Genomic DNA, 23,183 nt, shown 5'->3' on the forward strand with positions numbered 1-23,183 from the left:
AGGAAGGTTAGTTTTGAGGTGTGAATTCTTGTAATACTAATGGAGCCCTTTGTGGATCGAGGATAATAGCTACGCTGCTATTCCTAACTTCGGGCGAGGGAGCTAATAATATGGTGGCTCCTGCGGCTTTTGCTTTATCAAGAGTTGATACAACATTTTCAACGCGTATATAAGGCATCCAGTGAGTTCGAACATTCGCGACCGGATTTTTTAGGATAGCAGCACAAATCTTTCCTTGCTTAGTGAAAGCTGTAAATTGCATCTTAGTTTCTTTAATATCCTCGGTTTCATAACCTACTAATGACCTGTAGAAACTTTTCGATTCTTCCACATTATTGGTCCACAGTTCCATACCAAGCCAACTGTTAAGTTCAGGCTTCTTAATTACAGGATCTCCTCCTATAGCTTTTATATAAGCCAATATTCCACCTTGAGGATCACTAACCAACGCAGTTTTTCCCCGCCCATTTAATTCTTTAACTCCTCGAAGTATTTTACCCCCTGCCAAAACAGTTTGGTTTACAGCTTCATTAATATTATTCACAGATAAAGAGGCTACCCATTCTCCAGTGTTAACTTTAGAAGATGAAGGGATAGGGAAAATGCCTCCTATATCTTCATCCCCTTTTTTGATGACAGTATAGGAGGTTTCTCCTGACCCAATGGTCTCGAAATTCCAGCCAAAAACTTCACCATAAAACTTTTTTGATTGTTCAACATCAGGAGTAACTAAGTCATGCCATACAAATCTGCCTGGAGTATAAACATTTGTAGGTTCTTTGCTTACAGGAGGAACGTTAAACTTTTGCTGGCAGGATGAAATGAGAAGAGAGTAAAATACTAAAATTAGAGCTTGCGTAAATTTCATATAGCGTTGATTTTAAGATGAAAGCATATTCTTAAATATAAACATTGGAGAGAAAAGAAATAAATGCTAGCTGATTATTTTATCCGAATCCCATAACCCTCATTTAAAATGAATGGATAAGAAGGGGGATATTCAACTTATGAGAGGAGAGAGTTTATCGCGAGAAGTATCAACCAAAATCTCAAAAATTTCCCTTAACTTAAAGAGTAGATTAACCTGTTCCCTTCGTTTAATCATGTTTCCCTCCTTAAAAAACAACCTTGTGCTATGGAAATCTTAAAACAAATTATTCACGAAGCGCCGGAGTTTGCTGTGTTTTTTTCGCTCGCACTCGGGCACGCTGTAGGGCGTTTAAAAATTGGAAGTTTTAGCTTGGGTAGCGTTGCAAGTACACTCATATTTGCATTACTAATCGGTCAGTTAGGAGTTACCCTTTCCCCCGTTTTTAAAACTGCTTGTTTTGCTTTATTTGTGTATTCAATTGGTTTTAAAAGTGGTCCTGAATTTTTTGGAAGCCTTAACCGTGGAACCGTTAAGCTATTGATATTAGCAGTAGTAGTTTGTGTTACGGGGTTGGTGTTGGTTATTACTCTTTGTCATTTATTGGACATGAATAAAGGCTTGGCTGCAGGTCTGGCTGCAGGGGCTCTTACCGAATCAGCTACAATGGGTACCGCCTCTGATGCTATTAATCGATTAGGCTTAGATGCGAAGGAAACACAAAACCTTAGTTCAAACATGGCTGTAGCTTTTGCAATTACCTATGTTTTAGGAACTATTACGGTAATCATATTTCTTAGAAACATAGTCCCCTCAATTTTAAAAGTAAACCTTAAGGAAGAAGCCAAAAAGCTCGAAGCATCATTGTCGGGTGAAGGCAGAGAAATTTCCGGATCAATCAATCCTTATTCACCGGTAATCGCAAGGGCTTATAAAGTAGTTTTTATTCCTGATACGGTTCGGACAGCGGGGGATGTTGAGCAGTTACTGGGTAATAGAACTACTGTTTTCAGAGTGGTAAAGGAAGGTAAAATTATGGATAGCACTCCAGCCACACCTATAAATAAAGGAGATATATTGGCAATAATGGGAACCTATACAACCATTATGAATGCCGAACAGGTTATAGGTCCCGAGGTAAATAACCCTGAAGCATTGCGCTATAATGGAAAGTTGCTAAAAGTAGTACTCACCAATAATGCGTATCATAATAAAAGTATTAAAGAAATATCTGAACAAGCCGATCCGCATGATTTAAGGGGCGTTTTTCTGATCAGTATTAAACGACAAGAAAATGAGATCCCATTATTCCCGAATACAGTTTTACGCCGTGGAGATGTGATTCAGCTAATGGGTGATGAAGGTCAGGTTGATACAATTGCTAAGCGGGCGGGTTATGTCGAAAAGTCGAGTGATAAAAGTGACCTGGTAATGCTTACCCTGGGCATTGTACTAGGAATTCTTTTAGGGCTTCTTTCAGTAAATATTGGCGGCATTCCGATAACATTGGGAGTTGGTGGCGGCGTGCTTGTATCAGGTTTATTTTTTGGTTGGCTTCGATCTAAATATCCGGTTTTTGGAAGTTTGCCAGGTGCCGCGCAGTGGGTTTTACAGGAATTTGGGCTAAGTGCGTTTGCTGCAGTGGTGGGCCTTTCAGCAGGCCGTGATGCTATAGATGCTTTGAACAAATCAGGCCCTGAATTAATTGTTTTAGGAATTGTTGTAGCCTTAGTGCCACAGGTAATTGGGCTTTGGGTGGGACATAAATTATTAAAGTTGAATCCCATTATTTTGGTGGGGGGGCTATGCGGTAGCCAAACGGTGGCGGCAGCATTATCAGCCGTTTCTGACGAGGCTGAAAGCACTACACCGGTATTAGGCTTTACTGTTACCTATGCAATAGGAAATGTGTTGCTGGCCATATGGGGGCCAATAATTGTGAATTTGGTTTAGTCCATTTACTTGATTACCTCTTAATATACCTTCTTTGTTGAAAATTGAGACAGGGAGACTAATCCAAGTAGATTTATTGGGAAATAATAATCAACTCGTGTAAATAACATTTGTTCTTATTTGAGAAATTGGTTTAACTAATACTTCAGCTATTTACTTTCAGTAGCTTTTTTGTCACCCGACATAATATTCCGGCCCTTTATACCAAAACGGTAATTTACAGAAAGCATATACTGTTGCTTTCTATAGGCTCCACCGGCTTCCCCTCGTATTTGCCAGTGTTTGTTAATTTGCCATTGGCCTCCCAACGAAACATGCCAAGGGGTTAACAAACTTTTGTTGAACTGATAGTGGATTGAGCTGTTGGGCAAATTAGTTTCAAGATCAGCAAGGCCATTGCTTACTTTATTGTAAAGGTTTTCGTAGAGTTTTTGTTGGGGTGGAGATAGGTTCTGATACCAGCTATCGAGCTGGGTTTGCATGTCATTAATTTTTGAACCATCAATTCCCAATTGCTGAGCCGTAATTTCTCCACTGGTTTGATTAAATACTTTCTGGTTTTGGGCAGCAACCCAAAGGGCAAAGTTTTGCTGAGGATGGTTCTCCATTTGAAATGCCTTTCCAACTCTTATACCAATTATTCGTGTTTTTACCGGACGGTCTAACAACTCGAGGTCGGTCCATGCAAAGTTTATATCGTTGGTAATCCAAAATGAGCCAAATCCACCTGCTAACATAATACCAACTCCATAGTATTTTCCGGGGTTATGGGTTGTTGTTGAAAAACTGATTGGTTCTGCCAGTACAACCTTTGTATTTCCGTTCATAGTTCCGGCAAGAGCATAAACATTTAAAAAGGGGAAAATATAGGTGTCAAAACGAAAATTACTTACAAATGCTTCTCCTGTTATGTGATCAAAACGCACGATAGAATCTAAACCGATGAGTTCAGAATCATTAAAGCCAACTTGCAAATCGGTTAGTTTAAGGTCTTGTTTGGTGTATATGCCATTTGCCATAATTCCATGAGGTAATATGATATCAACCCCTTGTTTTTGGGCTTTTTGTCCAAGAGCTGGAAAAACAAATGGGTATTTGGCCTTTTTCAAGCTATCAATATAGATATCCCGTTTTTTCTTGGGTTGAACCTTTGAGTACTGCGCTTTTACTGAAATGCAGAAGCATAACAAAATTAGTAGAGAGAGCGTTTTTTTCATTGACCAATTAATTTTTAATTCAAAACTTGAGCATATGAAGTTTAATATTACAGCAATTATTCATCTTGAAAATTAGATAAACATTATCTCGATTTACTATTAAGATACTATAATTTAAATAACCAAACAACCCGTGGTTTTGGTATAACTAAATACTTACCATGGTTTTTATAGAAACTGCTTTCGACCATTATCTTTCTTATAAAAAGCAAAATTCGGAAGCCTATTTTGAAATTATCATTATTCATTTTTAGGACTATTTATTGCTTTATAGTCAATATAGAACTAAATATAAATTATAGAATAATTATAAATAAAAGAAAGTGAGATAGTTATGAGTTTAAGTGCTTTTGTGCGCCAGTAATCATTCCTATTAGCCTTATTTTGCCATTTTTAAGTGTATAACAGGTTTTAAAAATGACGGCTAAGACATAAAAAAGCTTAACTTCGGGGCGTTTCTTTAGAGGACCCTTACATTAATTTCATGAGAAGATTTTCATTAATTATTCTTCTGTTTGTTATCATTCAGCCACTCCACGCTCAGGAAAAGAAAAAGTTAAAATCTGTCCAGGAGTTGAACCCCGACACAATTCTGAACTTTCAACTCGACTCGGCAATACTGGTAACAGGTAAGCATGGTTTGTTTGTTCAGGATTTCATTGATCAGATTTTAACAGATACCGTTTTTTACCAGGGTTTCAAAAAAACGAAAGATTATGATTTCTTTGCTGAAAACGATATCCTTACGTTCGATAAAAAGTATCGACGAAACGCGCATATCTACAAAAAAATACATCACGAACATTTAAACGGCCAATACACACAAAAAATACTTAGTAAAGTAGATAGCGGGGAGGTGTTTAAAAGTAATGGTAAATATGAGCTTTATACTGTTCAAATGTTCAGTTACATTTTTGAGAACATGAACAATTCTGAGTTTACAGGTAGTAAACCTGTAAAAGGCGAGAAAGGTGAAGAAGGCTATAAAGATAAACTGAAAGTACTCATATTTAGCCCAGGGAAGCCAATTAAGGGTGTACCATTTATAAGCGAAAAGGCTGCCATTTTTGAGCCTGATATGCGTCAATATTATGATTATAAATTTTTCAGCGGAACTTATATGGGCAATATCCCTGTTTACCGCTTCAAATGCATTGCCAAACCCGAATATCGGAATACAAGTAAGGTAATGATCAATGAATTAACCACCATATTCGATAAGCGAAATTTCCAGATCTTAGGTCGGTACATAGATATGAGCTACGATAATTTTGCGTTTAGCTTTGATGTGAAGATGAATATTGATATGAATTATATAGGAGATGATCTGTTACCGGTTCGTATAAGCTATAATGGAAACTGGGATGTTCCGTTTAAGAAAAAGGAAATAGCTGCATTTAACGTTAAGCATTATGGCTATACCAAATAACATAGGCAAATAACTATATTGAAAGCTTTTTTCTATTTTGTCAATCAGTAACTTATCATTATTTTAAGTTCGAATGATGAATAAACTTTATGAAAGTATTTTCATTTGCTTTTCTGGCCTTATTATTTTTTAAGGAATCTACGAGCCCCATTAATCCGGCAGATTCTGCCTCCGTTCAAACCGATTCATTAAACTTTATTTTTACTTCTTCGCGAAGCGGCAAACTTGAGATTTGGAAAAAGCAGAACGGACAGATAACACAACTAACGCACGATAAAAAACAGGAGAGTTGGCGGGGAAAAGTATCTCCTGATGGAAAGAAAGTACTATTCTATCGTTCGCTCAAAGGCAGTAAAAGCAACACCACTTCAAAAGCTTCACTTTGGCTGATGAATATCGATGGCTCCGAACAGAAAGAGCTAATTGCCCAGGGAGAGTATGGCTGGGTTGATCAATCGGGTGCCAACTGGTCTCCGGATGGTAAGTACATAGTAATGGCGGCCACAACTACAAAAAATGGAAGCGGTCAGCTTTATATTTCCGACCAAAATGGAAAAAATCTAAAGTCATTAACTAAAAGACCAGGTTATTTTTCTGATCCTTCTTTTTCGCCCGATGGGAAAAAAATAGCTTTTGTTGCTCTGCCCGAAGAATACACAGGAACCAGTTTAGCCTATTTAGAAGTATTTATCATGGATCTGGAGGGTACTGAGGAAAACCGGCTTACATATGATGAGTTCAGAGATCATGACCCTTCCTGGTCGCCGAATGGTAAAGAATTGGTTTTTGAAACTGCTTTAAAGCCTAGTAATATTATTGCGGGTAGATGGGGTATTCGAATAATAAGTATACAAGGTGGCGAGGCAAGAAATGTTTTGTTTGACAATAATATTAATACCTCTCCATGTTGGGTAAGTGCAGAGCGATTATTATTTGAACGCATTGAGGCGCTCAAAAGCGTACCACAAACCTATTCTGTATCCATTACCGGCACTGACCTCAAGCCTTTAGAAAGTAGTAATAAAAGTTTTTTTGAAATTGACCTTATAAAGTAGAGTAGCTACACCGCCCCCTTTTTTACTTTAATTTATTTTTAAATATTTTTACATTGCAGCCTACATTTTATTTAAAAGTAATGAAAAACAAACTATTAATTATTTGCATCTGTTTTCTATCTTCTGTGGTAAATGCTCAAGAACGAGGCGTTTATTTTGGTAACACTAAGTATTTTGATAAGAATTGGAAAAGTTGTTCCAAAAGCAAAGCAATTTTTAGTCGCCTAATAATCAAACCTTCACCCGATAGTTTATATAAAGTAACAGAGCAATATAAGTCGAGTGCTATTTTTAGTACATATTCATTAAGCTCATTGGTGCCCTTAATTATGCAGGGAGCTTATTTGCGATTTTCGGAAAGTGGTGTATTGCTTGAAAAGGGTGAGTATAAAGATGGTGAAAAGGTCGGCTTATGGAACTGCTTCTATCTAAATGCGAAACCCAAAACAGAAATTAAATATACCTTTATTAATAAGCAAAGAGGATTTTCAATACTTAATGCTTGGGATTCATTGGGGGTAAAGGTTGTTGATAATGGAACTGGCCTTTTTAAATCATACAATAATGGGAAATTGGAAGAAGAAGGGCCACTTGTTAATAGTGCAAAGGAAGGAACATGGACGGGATTTTATGAAAGCGGAGATAAGAGGTATGAGGAAATTTACAAAGAAGGTAGATTTATTTCAGGAATAGCATTTAATAAGCAAGGTGTTAAAACGCCATATACCCAATCATACAGTGATGCCTTACCAGAAGGCGGAATGACGGCATTTTATTCGGAAATTCTAAATCATTTGATAATTCCTGACAAATTAAGGTATGAAACTAATAAATGTATCTGGATTTCATTTTTAGTAAATTCAGAAGGAAAGATTAAGAACGTTGAACTCTTACAGGGTATTGAGGCTGAATTTGATCTAAAAATTGTTAATAAAATTGCCTATTCCGACACAAAATGGAAACCCGCAATGATACATGGAACCCCAATTGATTACACATACACTATTCCAATTACTATAAATTTCAACCAGGAAAGCCCTAGAATGTATACAGTCCCTAATCAAAGAGGGTATTGATTTTAAAATCAATTTCTGTTAGGGTCTCTTTGGCTAACTGTTTACCTTTGCAGAATTACTGATCCATAAAATTGATTACCAAAGAAACCATAGACAGGATAATGGATGCCGTAGATATCGTCGAAGTTATCGGCGAATTTGTGCATCTGAAAAAACGTGGCGCAAACTATGTTGGCCTAAGTCCTTTTGCCAATGAGAAAACACCATCGTTTACGGTTTCTCCTGTTAAACAAATTTTCAAAGACTTTAGTACCGGTAAAGGAGGAAGCGCTATCACCTTTTTAATGGAGCTGGAGAAATTCAGCTATCCTGAGGCATTAAAATGGCTGGCTAATAAATATCAGATTGAAGTTGATGAAATTCGCAAGAAAGAGGATGGCGTTGAGAACGATGAGCGCGAAAGTTTATTCATTGTTAATGAATTTGCCCGTAATTACTTTGCCGAAACACTTTTTGAGCGGGAAGAAGGGATTAACATTGGTCAGAGTTATTTTAAAGAGCGTGGCTTTCGTGAAGAAACCCTGAAAAAGTTTCAGTTGGGTTATTGTGCCGACAGGTGGGATGACTTTACACAAGCAGCTCTAAAAGCAAGCTATAAAGAAGAATACCTGGTAACCACCGGGCTTACCATAAAAAAGGAAGATGGAAAAACATTTGATCGTTATAAAGGTCGTGTGATTTTTCCGATTCATAGCTTAACCGGAAGAGTTATTGGTTTTGGTGGCCGTGTGTTGAAAACCGGTGATAAAACAGCCAAATACGTTAACTCGCCTGAGTCATTAATCTATCATAAAAGCCAAACACTTTACGGGATCTATTTCGCCAAAAATAAGATCCGTGATGAGAATAACTGTTTTCTGGCCGAAGGCTATACCGATGTGATTTCATTACATCAATCGGGCATTGAAAATGTGGTGGCCTCTTCGGGTACTTCCTTAACCGTTGAACAAATTCGTCTGATCAACCGCTTTACGCAAAATGTAACCATTTTATATGATGGCGATGCGGCAGGTATCAAGGCTTCTTTGCGCGGAATCGATATGATCCTGGAGGAAGGGCTAAATGTAAAGATCGTTCTTTTTCCTGATGGACACGACCCTGATTCATACGTAAGAAGTGTAGGTGGGACAGCCTTCAGCACTTATGTAAAAGAGAATCAAAAAGACTTTATCCTATTTAAAACATCCATATTACTTCAGGACGCGAAGAATGATCCTTTGAAGCGGGCCGAAGTTATTCGGGATATTGTAGAGAGTATTGCAAAAATTCCGGATAGTATTAAAGCTTCGGTTTTCATTTCTGAAACAAGCCGGCTTTTGCAGATGGAAGAGCGCATTTTATTGTCGGAGTTGAATAAACTCAAACTAAAAAATGCGAAAGGTAAAGAGAGAGAACGAGAGACAAAGCCAGAAGCTGGTCCTGATTATGATGATCCGAACTTTGATCCCAGAGTGCTGGATTATGCTGATCCACAACCTGAAGTAGCTGTTGATAATGAAGACCCACAAGAGGAAGAAATTGTCAGACTACTGATTAATTATGGTACTGAAATATGGGAGGAAGATCTTTCAGTTGCCCAGTTTCTGATTCATGCCCTTGATGATATCGAGTTTGGCAATAGTTTGTACAGGACTTTCTTTGAGGAAGTGCGGTTTAAATTGAATGAAGGAGAAGTGGTTGGCGAGCGATTTTTTGTTCATCACCCAAACAATGAAGTCAGAGATTTAACGGCAACATTGCTTACTTCGCCCCATAGTTTAAGTGAAAACTGGGAGAAAATGCATGATATTCCGGTTCCTGATGAGAAATCGAAATTAAGGCAAGCGGTTTTGAGTGCAGTCTATCATATTAAGATGCGAAAGGTGATGCGGTTAATCAAAGAGAATCAGGAGAAGATGAAAACAGCAACTACTGATGATGAGATTATTGCCCTGCAAACATTCCACATACAACTAACGCAGGTTAAAAAAGATATTTCTGCAGAGTTGGGTGCGGTGATATTAAAGTAAAACCAGATTGTCTTCTGAATAGAACCCATTTTTTTAATGAGGCTGTCCTTGATCGATTTGAGCCTTCGACTTCGCTCAGGCGGACACTCTCGCCGAAGCTAGTCCCCTGAGCGGAGTCGAAGGGTTTTAGTTACCCTTTTTCCATTAGTTTAATGAGCTTCCAGCCAGTTTTGTCCAGTTCCGCTTTCAACCAAAATCGGCACTTCCATTTTAATAGCCGTTTTCATAAGCTCTTCAATTACCGGTCTAACTTTTTCTACTTCAGTTTTAGGAACATCAAAAACCAACTCATCATGAACCTGTAAAATCATGCGGGTATCGACTTTCATTGATTTCAGTTCACGATGAATATTGATCATGGCCACTTTAATCATATCGGCAGCTGAACCCTGTATGGGTGCATTGATCGCATTTCGTTCAGCAAAACCACGAACTACTGCATTTGCCGAATTAATATCGCGTAAATAACGACGACGTCCTAAAATGGTTTCTACATAGCCGTTTTCACGTGCGAAGTTGGCCGTATCGCTCATGTATTTCTTGATGCCCGGGTATTGGATGAAATACTGTTCGATAATCTCAGCAGCTTCTTTTCGTGGGATTCCAAGGCTTTGAGAAAGGCCAAATGCCGATTGGCCGTAAATAATTCCGAAGTTTACCGCCTTAGCGTTTCTTCGCTGGTCAGACGTTACCTCGTCAAATCCAATTCCGTAAACTTTGGCAGCAGTGGCCCGGTGAATATCATGGCCGTGTTTAAAGGCATCCAGCATGCCTGTATCTTTACTGATTTCAGCAATAATGCGAAGCTCAATCTGCGAGTAGTCGGCCGACAGCAGTGTGAAATCATCATTTCGAGGGATAAATGCCCTGCGAACTTCACGTCCTTTTTCAGTTCTTATGGGGATATTCTGGAGATTAGGGTTGTTAGAACTTAAACGCCCAGTTGCTGCTACTGCCTGGTTAAATGAGGAGTGCACCCTGCCCGTTTTGCGGTTAATCATCAAAGGTAAGGCATCAACATACGTAGACTTTAATTTCTGTAATTGACGGAAATCTAACACGTCCTGAACCATTTCATGTTTAGGAGCCAGTGCAGTTAAAACATCTTCGCCGGTTTGATATTGGCCGGTTTTGGTTTTCTTAGCTTTAGGATCGAGCTGAAGTTTTTCAAACAAAACCTCACCCAATTGTTTAGGTGAAGCTATGTTAAAGCGTACTCCGGCTTTTTCATAAATCTGTTTTTCTAACCGCAGGATATCGGTTTCAAGTTCTTTTGAATAATCAGCAAGTCCTTTTTCATCAATACGGATACCATCTTTCTCCATATCGGCTAGTACATAAATCAATGGATTTTCTACTTCTCTTGCTAGCTTGTCGGCATTAAGGGTTGGAAGCAATGGCGCAAAAGTTTCCTTTAATTGCAGGGTAATGTCGGCATCTTCAGCAGCGTACTCCCCCGCTTTTTCAATCGGTACAGTTCGCATATTACCTTGATCTTTCCCTTTCTTTCCAATTAATTCGGTTATAGATATAGGAGAATAATTCAGGTATGATTCCGACAGGAAATCCATGTTATGGCGGGTATCAGCATCAATCAGGTAATGAGCCAACATGGTATCAAATAATGGTCCCTGCATTTCAATGCCGTACCATTTCATCATCAGAATATCATATTTAATGTTCTGACCGATTTTTTCATTTTCAGGATTTTCTAAAACCGATTTGAATTCATTCACAATTGCCTGTGCTTCGGTTTGGTTCTCCGGAATTGGAACATAAAAGCCTTCGCCTTTTTTCCAAGAGAAGGATAATCCTACCAATTCGGCGTCATTCGCGTCGGTTCCGGTGGTTTCTGTATCAAAACTAAATGATTTTTGGGTCGAAAGCGCCTCAATAAGTTGCTTTCTTTTCTCCGGAGTATCGGTTATTTCGTAATTATGAGGAGTATTCGCTATAGTCTTGAATCCTGTAGAGGGTTCCTGTTCTTCAAGTTCAACCACAGCTTCCCTTTTGATAGTTATCGGTATGCCTCCAATAGGATTGCCAAAGAGATCAGTTTGGACATTGGTATTACTTAGCGCCTGTCCACCGGTTACTACAAACTGTTCACCAAACACCCTTCGGCCCAAAGTTCTGAATTCGAGTTCAGCAAAAAGAGGTTCAAGTATTTCTCTCGAAGGTTCTTTAATACATAATGCCTCTTCGTTAAGTTCAATTGGAGTATTAAGTAAGATAGTGGCCAGTCTTTTTGAAAGCAAGCCTTGCTCTTTAAAGTTCTCTACATTCTCTTTTTGTTTGCCTTTCAGTTCATGCGAATTGGCAAAAATGTTCTCCATCGAACCATATTTCTGGATTAACAGTTTTGCGGTTTTTTCACCAATTCCTGGTATCCCTGGTATATTATCAACGGCATCGCCCCATAAACCCAAAATGTCTATAACCTGATCAACGCGTTCAATCTCCCATTTAGCAAGCACTTCTTTCACCCCCATAATTTCCATTTCATTTCCCGAACGAGCAGGTTTGTAAATGAAGATCTTGTCGCTCACCAATTGGGCGAAGTCCTTATCAGGAGTCATCATATAGGTAATGAATCCCTCTTTTTCTGCTTTTTTGGCTAGTGTGCCGATAATATCATCAGCCTCATACCCGTCAACCGTTAAAACAGGAATGTTAAAGCCTTCAATGATCCGTTTTACATAAGGAAGAGCAGCTGAAAGATCCTCCGGCATGGCTTCACGATGTGCCTTGTAATGTTCAAACTCTGTATGTCTGTCGGTTGGAGCCTCGGTATCAAACACCACGGCCATATGTGTAGGTTGTTCTTTTTTCAATACCTCTAGTAAGGTGTTGGTAAAACCAAGCATAGCCGAAGTATTGAGGCCTGAAGAAGTAAAACGAGGTGCCTTGCTAAGCGCAAAATGAGCGCGATAGATCAGCGCCATTCCATCGAGCAGAAATAGTTTTTTTGTCACAACAATTGGGTTTATGATAAATGCAAATGTAGAAGATAAATTATGGAATTGGGTTTAAATAATGAAGGCCGGACAGAGGCTATTGTCGGCCTTTATTTCGGATTTATTTTCTAACATGACACTCCAGAATATGGTCATTTACCATCCCGGTGGCCTGCATATGTGCATAGCAGATGGTAGTTCCAAAAAATTTGAACCCTCTTTTTTTCATGTCTTTGCTAATTGCATCAGAAATTTCAGTTCGCGCCGGTACTTCTTGAGTGCTGACAAACTGATTTATAATTGGTTTACCGTTTGGTAAAAATCCCCAGATATACTTACAGAAACTGCCAAATTCCTTTTGTATGTCAATAAAGAGTTTCGCATTGCTGATAGCCGAAGTGATTTTTAATTTATTCCGGATTATTCCTTCATTTTGAAGCAGACGTTCCACATCCTTCTCGGTAAATGCGGCTACCTTGTTAACATCAAAATCGGCAAAGGCTTTTCTGTAATTTTCGCGTTTACGTAAAATGGTGATCCAGCTTAAACCAGCCTGAGCACTTTCCAAAAGCAAAAATTCAAACATTGTCTTGTCATCACGAACCTCTCGTCCCCACTCTTCGTCATGGTATTGCTGATATAGAGGGTCTTCGCCACACCATGGGCAGCGAATTATTAGTTTAGAGTCTTGAGTATTAGGTTTTAAGTCTTCTGGCATTTCAAATAAATTTTTCAGGATGTAAGATCATAAAGTTTAATAAACGAGCAACTTCATCGGCCGCCGGCTCATTTTCTCAAGACGAAGTTCTTCAGACTAACTAAGGCTCGCCAAATGATTATAATCAGCAATTACAATCTGCAAAAAAACATAATCAGACAAAGTAGACTCAATACCCGTAATGGTCTTGATTTTATCGGCTACAGGGCCAAGCATCATTTCATTATTGGCTTTAAGGCTTCGGTTAATTATTTTTTGTACCAGGGTGATGTCGTGGTCAGTCAGGGTTGCTACCTCCGGAAAATTTACCTTATAATTCGGGTTTACTTTGGTAAGTGGAATATCTTCAAACTCATCGCGGTTAACAAATTTAACCACTGTGGTTCCTGCGGCAATATCTCCTATACGTTGACTTCTCCCATTCACTAAAATGGTAATAAGAGCCAAGCCTCCAGATGTGGCACTGATCTCTAGTAAACGGAACATCCAGCGTAATAAATAATCGCTTATTGATGGGGTAGATCCATCGAGCTTAAGTACCTGGATATGCATAGAACGCTTACCGATGGTTTGACCGTTAAAATAAATCTCCATAGCTAAATGATATAGCATTAAAGGCAAAGCAAGCAATATAATTAGGGCTGTCCCCGGTTCAGTACCAAGCGATGCAAAAATGACAACAAGTATCAGGAAATAGGCCATTAATACTAAGCTGTCGATCAGGGTGGCTAAAATTCGATCGCCCACACTGGCTAGTTCATAGTTGAGCTGAACGTTTTGGGCGGTTTGGATGGTTATATTGTTACTCATAAAGATTTTGATGTGGCCTTTAATATGAAACGAAATTAAATATATTTGGCCGATACTTTTTGACAAGTATAACATTTACTGGTTAAAAAAAACGTTAGGTTCAACAAGATGCGGGAAATAGTTTTTGTTCAGCGAAATGAAGAGAAATGGAAACGTTTCGAAAATAATGTAGAGGGTAGTCCCGATGAAACTGCTGAGCAGTTTATCGAGCTTACGGATGATCTTTCGTATGCCCGTACGTTTTATCCAAACTCTGCTACAACAAAATACCTGAATAAGCTTACCGCCAAGTTTCACCTTTCTATTTATAAAAATAAAAAGGAAAAGACGAATCGTATAGTTAGTTTCTGGAAGTATGAACTACCGCAATTATTAGCCAATCACCGCAAACAGCTCTTATATTCATTCCTTATTTTTTTCATTGGGCTTTCCATTGGAGCTCTTTCAGCTGCCAAGGACGAAACTTTTGTCCGTTTGATTTTGGGCGATAGCTATGTGAATCAAACCATTCAAAATATTGAAAAGGGCGAACCTACTGCAATATATAAAAGTGGCAATGAAACAGATATGTTTATGGCCATTACGGTTAATAACATTAAGGTTTCGTTTTTGGCCTTTATTGCCGGTGTTCTACTTTCGTTGGGAACCGCCTGGCTACTTTTTACAAATGGTATAATGCTTGGCGCTTTTCAATATTTCTTTTATACCAAAGGGGTGTTAATGGCCTCTGCCTTGTCAATCTGGATTCATGGAACCCTTGAGATTTCGGCCATCATTATTGCCGGTTGTGCCGGTTTAGTAATGGGCAATAGCATTTTGTTTCCTCATACCTATTCGCGTTTAGACTCATTTAAAAAGGGTGCACGCAATGGGATAAAGATAGTAATAGGCCTAGTGCCAATTTTTATTACCGCCGGTTTTTTAGAAAGCTTCATTACCCGCTATGCTGAAATGCCGTTAGCTTTAAGTTTATTTATTATTTTGGGTTCACTCAGTTTTGTGCTCTATTACTTTGTGATTTACCCGTATCGTTTAACTAACCACCAAAACCAATTAAATGCAACACAAAATTAATTTAAGAGAAGAAAGAGACTTTGGGCAGAAGATTAATGCCGTATTCACGTTTTTACAACAAAATTTTAAACCTCTTTTTAAAAGCGTATTATTTATCGTCGGCCCAGTGGCTTTAATTGCTGGAATTTCCATGGGGTTGTACCAATCGCATGTCATGGAAATGGCTTTTGACGCCGGAGTTAATACTGTAGAATATAAGTCAACAAATCTATTTTCAACAATTCTTACTCCATCTTATTTTATCGCAATTTTTTCAATGATAGTTGCTTTTAATTTGGTTTATGTAGTAGTGTATAGTTATTTGAAAGAATATTTGGAGGACAATAGCAACGAAATTACTGTTGACCAGGTATGGAAAAACGTACGAGAAAAGTTTATTCGTTCATTCTTTTCATTATTAGGAATGATGATCATAGCTTATTTAGCCTGTCTTATTTTCATAGGGTTTTACTGGGTACTGGCATTTCAGTTTACACTAATTTTAGTAATGATTGAGAACACCAAGTTTTCTGATTTGATGACTAGATGTTTATTCTTAATAAGAAGCAAATGGTGGTCAACTTTTGGCTTACTAGCTGTAATAATGATTATTCAAGGATTAATGGGTATTGTATTTAATATTCCAACCTACATTATCACATTTGCAAATGCCTTTCATGTTGTTTCAGAAAACAAAGAATTTACTAATCAATGGGGGTTAATTCTAAGTACTATGTTTTCAACGGTGGGAACCTTGCTGTTATATTCTGTTTCAGCCTTAGCATTAGCTTTCCAATATTTCAACCTTGTAGAACGTAAAGAGGGTGTGGGGTTATTGCAAGAAGTTGATCAGATTGGCAAACCGAACACTCCAGAAGACGATGAAGGCGATTTCTAGCATCTTTACTATAATCCTATTAAATATACTATTGCAGACAAGTAAGCTATTTGCCTTGTCTGCAACTTGTGCAAATGATACAAGTAAACTGGTGAAACGCTTGCCTTCAAAGGCTAACGTAGAAAAGTTTGCAAGTGATCCTGATTTCCAATACAAACACAATACCGTCCCTCCGGTTGATTGGTGGGGCAAGTTTTGGTACTGGGTATCGAAGTGGCTGGGTAAGCTTTTTGGAGGTTTAGGTTACGATAATTTTTGGCAGTTTGTATTTATAGCCATTATTGTTGGTGTTGCCATATGGGTGATTTTTAAGCTGATCGGAGTGAAAATAACTGATATTTTTCAGCGTAAGAATGCTGGAATTGATTTGCCCTACGAAACCATAAATGAAGATGTTCGCAAAATGGATTTCGAGCAACTGATTACCGAAGCACTTGAACAAAAGAACTTTCGCCTTGCAGTTCGTTTATACTACCTGAAGGTGTTAAGGGAATTAGATGAACGTGAATTGATTTCCTGGAAACCTGAGAAAACAAATCGCAATTACATTAATGAGCTTAGTGCAAAAGATTTAAAGGCCGATTTTCAACAGATAACGCTTTGTTTTGAATACGTTTGGTATGGTGAGTTTAAGGTTGCAGAGCAAGAGTTTGCCACTATTCGCGGGGCTTTTGCTGCATTTCACAAACAGATTGGAGGCAAATGAAGGGGAATAGAAAATACATCACCATACTTACAGTTATGGTGCTAGCCTATGGATTAATTGAATATTACCGTCCCAAGCCCATTAACTGGACGATAACCTTATCGAACAAAGACAAGATTCCGTTTGGCACTTTTGCCACTTATGAATTGTTAAAAGATATTTTTCCGAAACAAAAAATAAAATCGACCCGCTTACCGGTCTTTAATCAACTAACCGAAACGAGTGACACAGCAGGTAACTACATTTTTGTTGCCCCTGCTTTTTCCATCGACACCAATGATGTAAGCAAAATACTTGATTACGTTGCGCGAGGCAATTCCGTTTTTATTGCTGCATCTTCTATCGATGGTAAACTAGCCGATAAGCTTGGTGTTGAAACCGCGCGTGAAATAAATGAAAAGGAATTTACTACCCAATTGGTTTGGAGCCAAACAGAACCAAAATATACATTCAAGCAACCTCGGGACAATAGTTTTTTTGACTCGCTGGATAACAAGCGAACAGTGGTCTTAGGTAGAAAGAATAAAGATAAACCTGACTTTATTAAGGTGAAACATGGTAAAGGTAATTTCTATTTAAACACCAATTCAACTGCATTTTCTAACTACTTCGTGCTCGATAAGGCAACCAGCGATTATGCATTTAAGTGTTTATCGTATTTGCCGGTTCAACCTGTTATATGGGATGAATATTTAAAACAAGGTCGCGTTGGCGAGGATGATGTTTTCAGAGTGCTCTTTGAGCACGCATCGCTTAAATGGGCTTATTATATTATGATTTTGGGTATTCTCATTTTCATAATATTTGAAGCCAAACGCCGTCAACGGATCATCCCTGTTATTGAACCTTTGCCCAATAATACACTTGAATTTACCAAGGTAATTGGTGCATTGTATTTTAACAAAGCCGATCATACGGATGCTGCAAAGAAGAAAGTTAATTTCTTACTGGAGTTTATCAGAACCCATTTCTTTGAACGAACCAACGAACTCGACGGTGATTTTATAGAACACTTCACCAGAAAGACCGGTTGGGACAAAGAAAAAATGCAGCAGCTTATTGAGACAGTTAGATGGGTTCGACTACTTCCTGATAATTATGAGCTTGCAGAAAGTGATCTTATTCAACTGAATAACCTGATAGAAGAGTTTTATCAGTTTATTGCCGAAGCTAAACATCCATCAGTAGGCGTAAATAACAATAATTAGTTTTAAGAATTTTAATAGTAGATAACCTTGGAAAATAATATGGAAACATTATCGGAAGGAACACAAGAATCGCAGGTGTTTCAATCGCGTATTGATTTTGAACAATTGAATAAAAGCATAGATCAAATTAAAAAGGAGCTAGCCAAAGTTATTGTCGGGCAACATAGCTTTATCGAATTATTGATCACAGCCATTTTTGCCGACGGACACGTACTTATTGAAGGTGTGCCTGGTGTGGCGAAAACATTAACCGCCAAGCTAATGGCCAAAACAATCCGTTCCAACTTTAGTCGTATTCAGTTTACCCCCGATTTAATGCCTTCGGATGTATTGGGGACTTCGATTTATATGCCAGCCACCTCAAATTTTGAATTTAAGCAAGGGCCAATATTTTCGAATATTATCCTGATTGATGAGATCAACCGCTCACCGGCGAAAACACAATCAGCATTGTTTGAGGTAATGGAAGAACGCCAGGTGACCAATGATGGGATAACCTATCCAATGGCCTTTCCTTTTTTGGTGATGGCCACTCAAAATCCAATTGATCAGGAAGGTACTTACCGCTTGCCTGAAGCCCAGTTAGATCGCTTTTTGTTTAAAATAGAGGTGAAATATCCTTCATTGCAAGACGAAATTCAGATCTTAAATGGTCATCATTCAGGTTTTACAACTAAGTTGGATGAAGTTAAAGCAGTTTTAGACTCGGAAACTATTTCCTCGCTTCGTGATAAAATACGACAAGTACATATTGAGCAGAAGTTAATAGAGTATATAGCACAGATTGTAAACAGTACCCGCGACAATAAATTCCTTTATTTGGGAGCTTCAACGCGTGCATCGGTGGCTTTGTTAAATGCCTCAAAAGCTTTAGCTGCTATCAGGGGGAGAGATTTTGTTACACCTGAAGACATTCAGGAACTGGTGTTCCCTGTACTGCGTCATCGTATCATACTTACCCCTGAAAAGGAAATGGAAGGTGCTTCGGCCGACGATATCATCAAGCTTATTATTCAAAAAATTGAAGTTCCAAGATAGTGCGATTCATTAAAGACTTATACCTAAGCAACCGGTTCTTCACCCTATTGATTAGCAGTGGAGTATTGTTTGTTGTGGCATTCTTTATCCCCATTTTATACGGATTTGTAAAGGCTGCTTTTGCCGCTTTTATGGTGCTCACTATCGTTGATTATATTTTACTCTTTGGACAACGCCATGGTTTTTTTGCGCGTCGAGAAATGGCTGAAAAACTATCAAATGGCAGTGAAAATGAAATTTACATTTATCTCGAAAATCATTTTCCGTTTGGAGCCAATGTAAAGATCATAGATGAAATTCCGCATCAGTTTCAAAAACGTGATGTTTTGTTTCTCGAATCATTGAAAAGCGGCGAAGGAAAAGCAATTCGTTATTGGTTGCGACCGGTAAAACGCGGGGAGTATGAGTTTGGGGCTATAAATGTATTTGTTTCAACGGTAATTGGCTTAGCTCGTCGTCGTTACCATTTTGAACAAGGGAAAACGGTTCCTGTTTATCCGTCGTTTATTCAGATGCGTAAATATGAATTGATGGCTATCTCCAACCGATTACCGGAGCTGGGTATTAAACGCATCAGAAGGATTGGGCATAGTTCGGAATTTGAGCAGATTAAGACATATGTTCCGGGAGATGATACAAGAACGATCAACTGGAAGGCTACAGCCCGTAAAGGATCATTGATGGTTAACAACTATCAGGATGAAAAGTCACAGCAGGTGTATTGCATTATTGACAAAGGTCGAGTAATGCAGATGCCTTTTGAAGGAATGAGTCTGCTTGATTATTCAATTAACGCTTCATTGGTACTCGCCAACTCGGCTATGATTAAGGGAGACAAAGCTGGAGTTATTACTTTTTCCAATAAGATCAGTAGCATACTAAAAGCCGATAAAAAGCCGGTTCATTTGCAGCATATTTTAGAGTTGCTGTATAACCAGCGTACGCAGTTTAAAGAATCGGATTATGAAAAGCTCTTTGCCAATATCAGGCTAAATATTAACCAACGAAGCTTATTGGTCTTGTTTACCAATTTCGAAAGTCTGGCCGCAATGCGCAGGCAACTACCCTTTTTGCAACAATTGGCTAAACATCACTTGGTGCTTACGGTGTTTTTTGAGAATACAGAGATGGAAGAACTGTTGACAATGCGTCCGGCAAATACTGAAGAGGTTTACCTAAAAACCATCGCCGAAAAGTTTGTTTACGATAAAAAATTGATTGTGAAAGAATTAAATCAGCATGGTATTCACACGCTTTTAACTCCACCGGCAAAACTTACCGTTAATACTTTGAACAGATATTTAGAGTTTAAGTCGAGAGGATTGATTTAGCCATGTATGAACCCAATAAGAGAATAAGTTGGGAGTGGCTGAATGAATAAGCTTTTGCTCCCAACTTATTTTGCTTTCCGTTAATCCTTTCTTATTTTTATAAAGCGCATTATCTGGTTTTATAGCGCCTTGCTATAAAATCATGCGTTTTCTCTTTGTTTTAAAATTCATTTCTATTTCGTTTACCTGAGGCTCTCAGGCATTAGTGTTATCATTTAACGTATTGTTTAATTCAGAATTTACAATGATCCAGGTAAAAGGTTATGCTGCCCCTCAGGCAAAAGCGCCATTGGCGCCATTTAACTTCGAACGTCGGGAAGTAGGTCCCTTTGACGTTCAGATCGAAATTCAATATTGTGGTGTTTGTCACTCCGATATTCATCAGGTTAGGGATGAATGGGGCGGGTCAATTTTTCCGATGGTGCCAGGGCATGAAATTGTCGGTAAGGTTACCAAAGTGGGAGAAAAGGTTACCAAATTTAAGCCAGGTGATTTGGCCGGCGTTGGTTGTTTGGTTGATTCGTGCCGAACTTGCACTAGCTGTGTTCAAGGGTATGAACAATATTGTGAGGTGCACTGGGTAGGTACTTATAATAGCTTGGAGATGGATATGAAGACACCGACGTACGGTGGTTATTCAAATTCTATAGTAACGGATGAAAGTTTCGTTTTAAAGATCTCTGATAAACTCGATCTGAAAAGAGTTGCACCATTGCTGTGCGCCGGTATCACTACTTATTCTCCGCTAAAGGAATGGAAAATTGGCAAAGGTCATACTGTTGCTGTTCTGGGTTTAGGCGGTTTGGGACATATGGCCGTTAAACTTGCGGTTTCAATGGGTGCTGAAGTTACGGTATTGAGTACTTCGGCATCAAAAGAAAAGGATGCTAAAGAATTGGGTGCTCATAAATTTGTGGTCACCAAAGATGAAGAACAATTAAAAAGTGTTACCAACTATTTCGACTTTATTATTAATACGGTTTCTGCACAGCATGATTTAAATGTTTATTTGAACCTATTGCGTTTAAATGGAACAATGGTTCTATTAGGCGTTCCTCCCGAAGCTCCAATGGTTCATGCATTTAATCTTATTGCTAAACGTCGCCGCTTGGCGGGCTCCTTGATTGGCGGGATTAAAGAAACCCAGGAAATGCTCGACTATTGCGCCGAACACAATATCATGTCGGATGTGGAGATGATTTCGATTAACGAGATCAATGAAGCTTATGAACGTATGATTAAAGGCGATGTTCATTATCGATTTGTAATAGATATGGCAACGCTGTAGTTCGCCAAACAATCCTTTTAAAGCGGCTGTCTAAAAACCAGGAGAGTCGCTTTCTTGTTCTCTATTAAGTTTCACGCTTAATCAATTAAGTATGAAAAATCTAAATGTCCTCTTTATTACAACCTCTCATGATCAGTTGGGAGCAACCAACCATAAAACCGGTGTTTGGCTCGAAGAATTAGCCACACCTTATTATGTTTTCAAAGATGCCGGGGCAGCAATAACTATTGCATCGCCTAAAGGTGGGCAGGTGCCACTTGACCCCAAGAGTGAGGAGCCAGATTCGGTAACACCAAGCGCTGAACGTTTTAAAAAGGACCACGAAGGAATTCAACAACTTTCAGCGTCATTAAAAATAAAGGACGTTAAAGCCGATGATTTTGATCTGGCTTTTCTTCCAGGTGGACATGGCCCCATGTGGGACCTGGCAGATAATACCGAGCTCAAGGAATTGCTTGAAAACTTTTATAAGCAAAATAAACCAATAGGTTCGGTATGTCATGGTGTGGCAGGACTGGTTTCGCTACGTAAACCCAATGGCGACCCTATGATTAAAGGGAAAAAGCTTACCAGTTTTACCAATAGTGAGGAGGAACTAGTAGGATTAACGAATGTTGTTCCTTTTTTACTTGAAACGGAGTTGCTCGATCTTGGGGCTGATTACAGAAAAGGTGACGACTTTGCACCGTTCGCACAACAGGACGGTTTGATCTTTACAGGTCAAAATCCAGCCTCTTCTGATTTGGTGGCTTCTGCAATGCTGAAAAGCTTTAAAGACTAAGTTTTCAGGTAAAAAGTTTAACAGTTTTGACTGATTTTAAAAAGAAATTCTAGTTTTATGGTCTCTACTATTAAGTCGAACTGTTATGAAACTAGTTTACATTGTTAAAATTGCTGTTTTATCATCCTTGTTTTTTACTGCCTGCAATCAGGAGAAAACAACAACGATGGGCACCACACCAGCCGAACAGGCTAAAAGTGCAATGATCGCCAATAGCTTAAGGGCTTCGCAAAATGCCGCAAAAATTTCAGCTAATACTATTCCTGTAAGTTCAGTACCTATTGGATCTCCATCTACTCAAAACTTTGGACAATCGACAAGTATGAATGCTGTAGGTGGAGTAAATCCGCCGCATGGTCAACTTGGACATAGGTGTGACATTGCAGTTGGGGCTCCCTTAAATAGTCCGGTACAACCTGTTAGTGCGTTAAATACAGTAAAAGCAAACCCGTCAACAGCTCAGGTTTCTTTGCCGGCAACAGCACAGACAATTTCTCAGCCTGTTACCATAACAAAACCAGGAATGAATCCACCACATGGGCAGCCAGGGCATAGATGCGATATCGCCGTAGGAGCACCATTAAATTCAAAACCAAAAACTATAGCAGCAACACAAAACAGTGCTACTGTGCCAGTTACAACTACAAGTCAGAGTCAACCTGCAGCTGCAACAGTTTCACCTGTGGTTACACCAGAGGGTATGAACCCTCCCCATGGTCAACCGGGTCACCGATGCGATATCGCTGTAGGTGCGCCTTTGAATAAGAATTAAGATTGATCAATAGATA

General features: G+C 38.8%; 19 protein-coding genes. 14 read left to right on the plus strand and 5 right to left on the minus strand.

Annotated elements, in window-relative coordinates:
* Nucleotides 1-7 precede the first annotated feature (7 nt).
* Nucleotides 8-868, minus strand: coding sequence for a VOC family protein (locus NF867_RS08415; RefSeq protein WP_252587373.1), 861 nt, complete (start codon nucleotides 866-868; stop codon nucleotides 8-10).
* Nucleotides 869-1,135: 267 nt separating this feature from the next.
* On the opposite strand from NF867_RS08415, the gene aspT reads away from it, so the two are divergent.
* Nucleotides 1,136-2,821 carry an aspartate-alanine antiporter gene (gene aspT / locus NF867_RS08420; protein ID WP_252587374.1) on the plus strand — a complete coding sequence of 562 codons (1,686 nt, stop codon included), beginning with the start codon at nucleotides 1,136-1,138 and terminating at the stop codon, nucleotides 2,819-2,821.
* A gap of 149 nt (nucleotides 2,822-2,970) precedes the next feature.
* Here the strand turns inward: aspT and NF867_RS08425 are convergent, their stop codons facing one another.
* Nucleotides 2,971-4,038, minus strand: a complete 1,068-nt coding sequence (locus NF867_RS08425) for a hypothetical protein (protein WP_252587375.1) — start codon at nucleotides 4,036-4,038, stop codon at nucleotides 2,971-2,973.
* Between the two features lie 484 nt (nucleotides 4,039-4,522).
* Here NF867_RS08425 and NF867_RS08430 point away from each other — a divergent pair, with 484 nt between their 5' ends.
* The 4 genes from NF867_RS08430 (at nucleotide 4,523) to dnaG (ending at nucleotide 9,607) form a co-directional block, all read left to right on the plus strand.
* Nucleotides 4,523-5,467, plus strand: a complete 945-nt coding sequence (locus NF867_RS08430; RefSeq protein ID WP_252587376.1) for a hypothetical protein — start codon at nucleotides 4,523-4,525, stop codon at nucleotides 5,465-5,467.
* Between the two features lie 89 nt (nucleotides 5,468-5,556).
* On the plus strand, nucleotides 5,557-6,522 hold the full coding sequence (locus NF867_RS08435; protein WP_252587377.1) for a TolB family protein: 966 nt from the start codon (nucleotides 5,557-5,559) through the stop codon (nucleotides 6,520-6,522).
* Nucleotides 6,523-6,602: 80 nt separating this feature from the next.
* On the plus strand, nucleotides 6,603-7,598 hold the full coding sequence (locus NF867_RS08440; RefSeq protein ID WP_252587378.1) for a hypothetical protein: 996 nt from the start codon (nucleotides 6,603-6,605) through the stop codon (nucleotides 7,596-7,598).
* Between the two features lie 71 nt (nucleotides 7,599-7,669).
* The gene (dnaG, locus tag NF867_RS08445; RefSeq protein ID WP_252587379.1) at nucleotides 7,670-9,607 is read left to right on the plus strand and encodes a DNA primase; all 1,938 of its coding nucleotides are present in this window, start codon (nucleotides 7,670-7,672) and stop codon (nucleotides 9,605-9,607) included.
* 149 nt (nucleotides 9,608-9,756) lie between these two features.
* On the opposite strand, the gene polA is transcribed toward dnaG, so the two are convergent.
* The 3 genes from polA to NF867_RS08460 form a co-directional block, all read right to left on the minus strand.
* Nucleotides 9,757-12,552, minus strand: coding sequence for a DNA polymerase I (gene polA, locus NF867_RS08450; RefSeq protein ID WP_252587541.1), 2,796 nt, complete (start codon nucleotides 12,550-12,552; stop codon nucleotides 9,757-9,759).
* A 133-nt stretch (nucleotides 12,553-12,685) separates the two neighbouring features.
* Nucleotides 12,686-13,282, minus strand: a complete 597-nt coding sequence (locus tag NF867_RS08455; RefSeq protein ID WP_252587380.1) for a DNA-3-methyladenine glycosylase I — start codon at nucleotides 13,280-13,282, stop codon at nucleotides 12,686-12,688.
* 96 nt (nucleotides 13,283-13,378) lie between these two features.
* Nucleotides 13,379-14,092, minus strand: a complete 714-nt coding sequence (locus NF867_RS08460) for an RDD family protein (RefSeq protein ID WP_252587381.1) — start codon at nucleotides 14,090-14,092, stop codon at nucleotides 13,379-13,381.
* Between the two features lie 108 nt (nucleotides 14,093-14,200).
* Here NF867_RS08460 and NF867_RS08465 point away from each other — a divergent pair, with 108 nt between their 5' ends.
* The 9 genes from NF867_RS08465 to NF867_RS08505 all read left to right on the plus strand — a co-directional run bounded on the left by NF867_RS08465 (nucleotide 14,201) and on the right by NF867_RS08505 (nucleotide 23,167).
* On the plus strand, nucleotides 14,201-15,166 hold the full coding sequence (locus NF867_RS08465) for a stage II sporulation protein M (protein WP_252587382.1): 966 nt from the start codon (nucleotides 14,201-14,203) through the stop codon (nucleotides 15,164-15,166).
* Nucleotides 15,150-16,043, plus strand: coding sequence for a hypothetical protein (locus NF867_RS08470; RefSeq protein ID WP_252587383.1), 894 nt, complete (start codon nucleotides 15,150-15,152; stop codon nucleotides 16,041-16,043). Before NF867_RS08465 ends, NF867_RS08470 begins: the two co-directional genes overlap by 17 nt.
* 31 nt (nucleotides 16,044-16,074) lie before the next feature.
* Nucleotides 16,075-16,749, plus strand: coding sequence for a DUF4129 domain-containing protein (locus tag NF867_RS08475; RefSeq protein ID WP_252587384.1), 675 nt, complete (start codon nucleotides 16,075-16,077; stop codon nucleotides 16,747-16,749).
* The gene (locus tag NF867_RS08480; protein ID WP_252587385.1) at nucleotides 16,746-17,957 is read left to right on the plus strand and encodes a DUF4350 domain-containing protein; all 1,212 of its coding nucleotides are present in this window, start codon (nucleotides 16,746-16,748) and stop codon (nucleotides 17,955-17,957) included. Before NF867_RS08475 ends, NF867_RS08480 begins: the two co-directional genes overlap by 4 nt.
* Nucleotides 17,958-17,996: 39 nt before the next feature.
* Nucleotides 17,997-18,995, plus strand: a complete 999-nt coding sequence (locus NF867_RS08485) for an AAA family ATPase (RefSeq protein ID WP_252587386.1) — start codon at nucleotides 17,997-17,999, stop codon at nucleotides 18,993-18,995.
* The gene (locus NF867_RS08490) at nucleotides 18,995-20,326 is read left to right on the plus strand and encodes a DUF58 domain-containing protein (RefSeq protein WP_252587387.1); all 1,332 of its coding nucleotides are present in this window, start codon (nucleotides 18,995-18,997) and stop codon (nucleotides 20,324-20,326) included. Before NF867_RS08485 ends, NF867_RS08490 begins: the two co-directional genes overlap by 1 nt.
* Nucleotides 20,327-20,570: 244 nt before the next feature.
* Complete coding sequence (locus NF867_RS08495) at nucleotides 20,571-21,614, plus strand: NAD(P)-dependent alcohol dehydrogenase (RefSeq protein WP_252587388.1); 1,044 nt, start codon at nucleotides 20,571-20,573, stop codon at nucleotides 21,612-21,614.
* A gap of 91 nt (nucleotides 21,615-21,705) precedes the next feature.
* A complete protein-coding gene (locus tag NF867_RS08500; protein ID WP_252587389.1) occupies nucleotides 21,706-22,395 on the plus strand; it encodes a type 1 glutamine amidotransferase domain-containing protein in 690 nt (229 codons plus the stop codon).
* Between the two features lie 85 nt (nucleotides 22,396-22,480).
* Nucleotides 22,481-23,167, plus strand: a complete 687-nt coding sequence (locus NF867_RS08505; RefSeq protein ID WP_252587390.1) for a hypothetical protein — start codon at nucleotides 22,481-22,483, stop codon at nucleotides 23,165-23,167.
* Nucleotides 23,168-23,183 lie beyond the last annotated feature (16 nt).

It is taken from the genome of Solitalea agri, from assembly GCF_023914155.1.
GTDB classification, from domain to species: Bacteria; Bacteroidota; Bacteroidia; order Sphingobacteriales; family Sphingobacteriaceae; genus Solitalea; species Solitalea agri.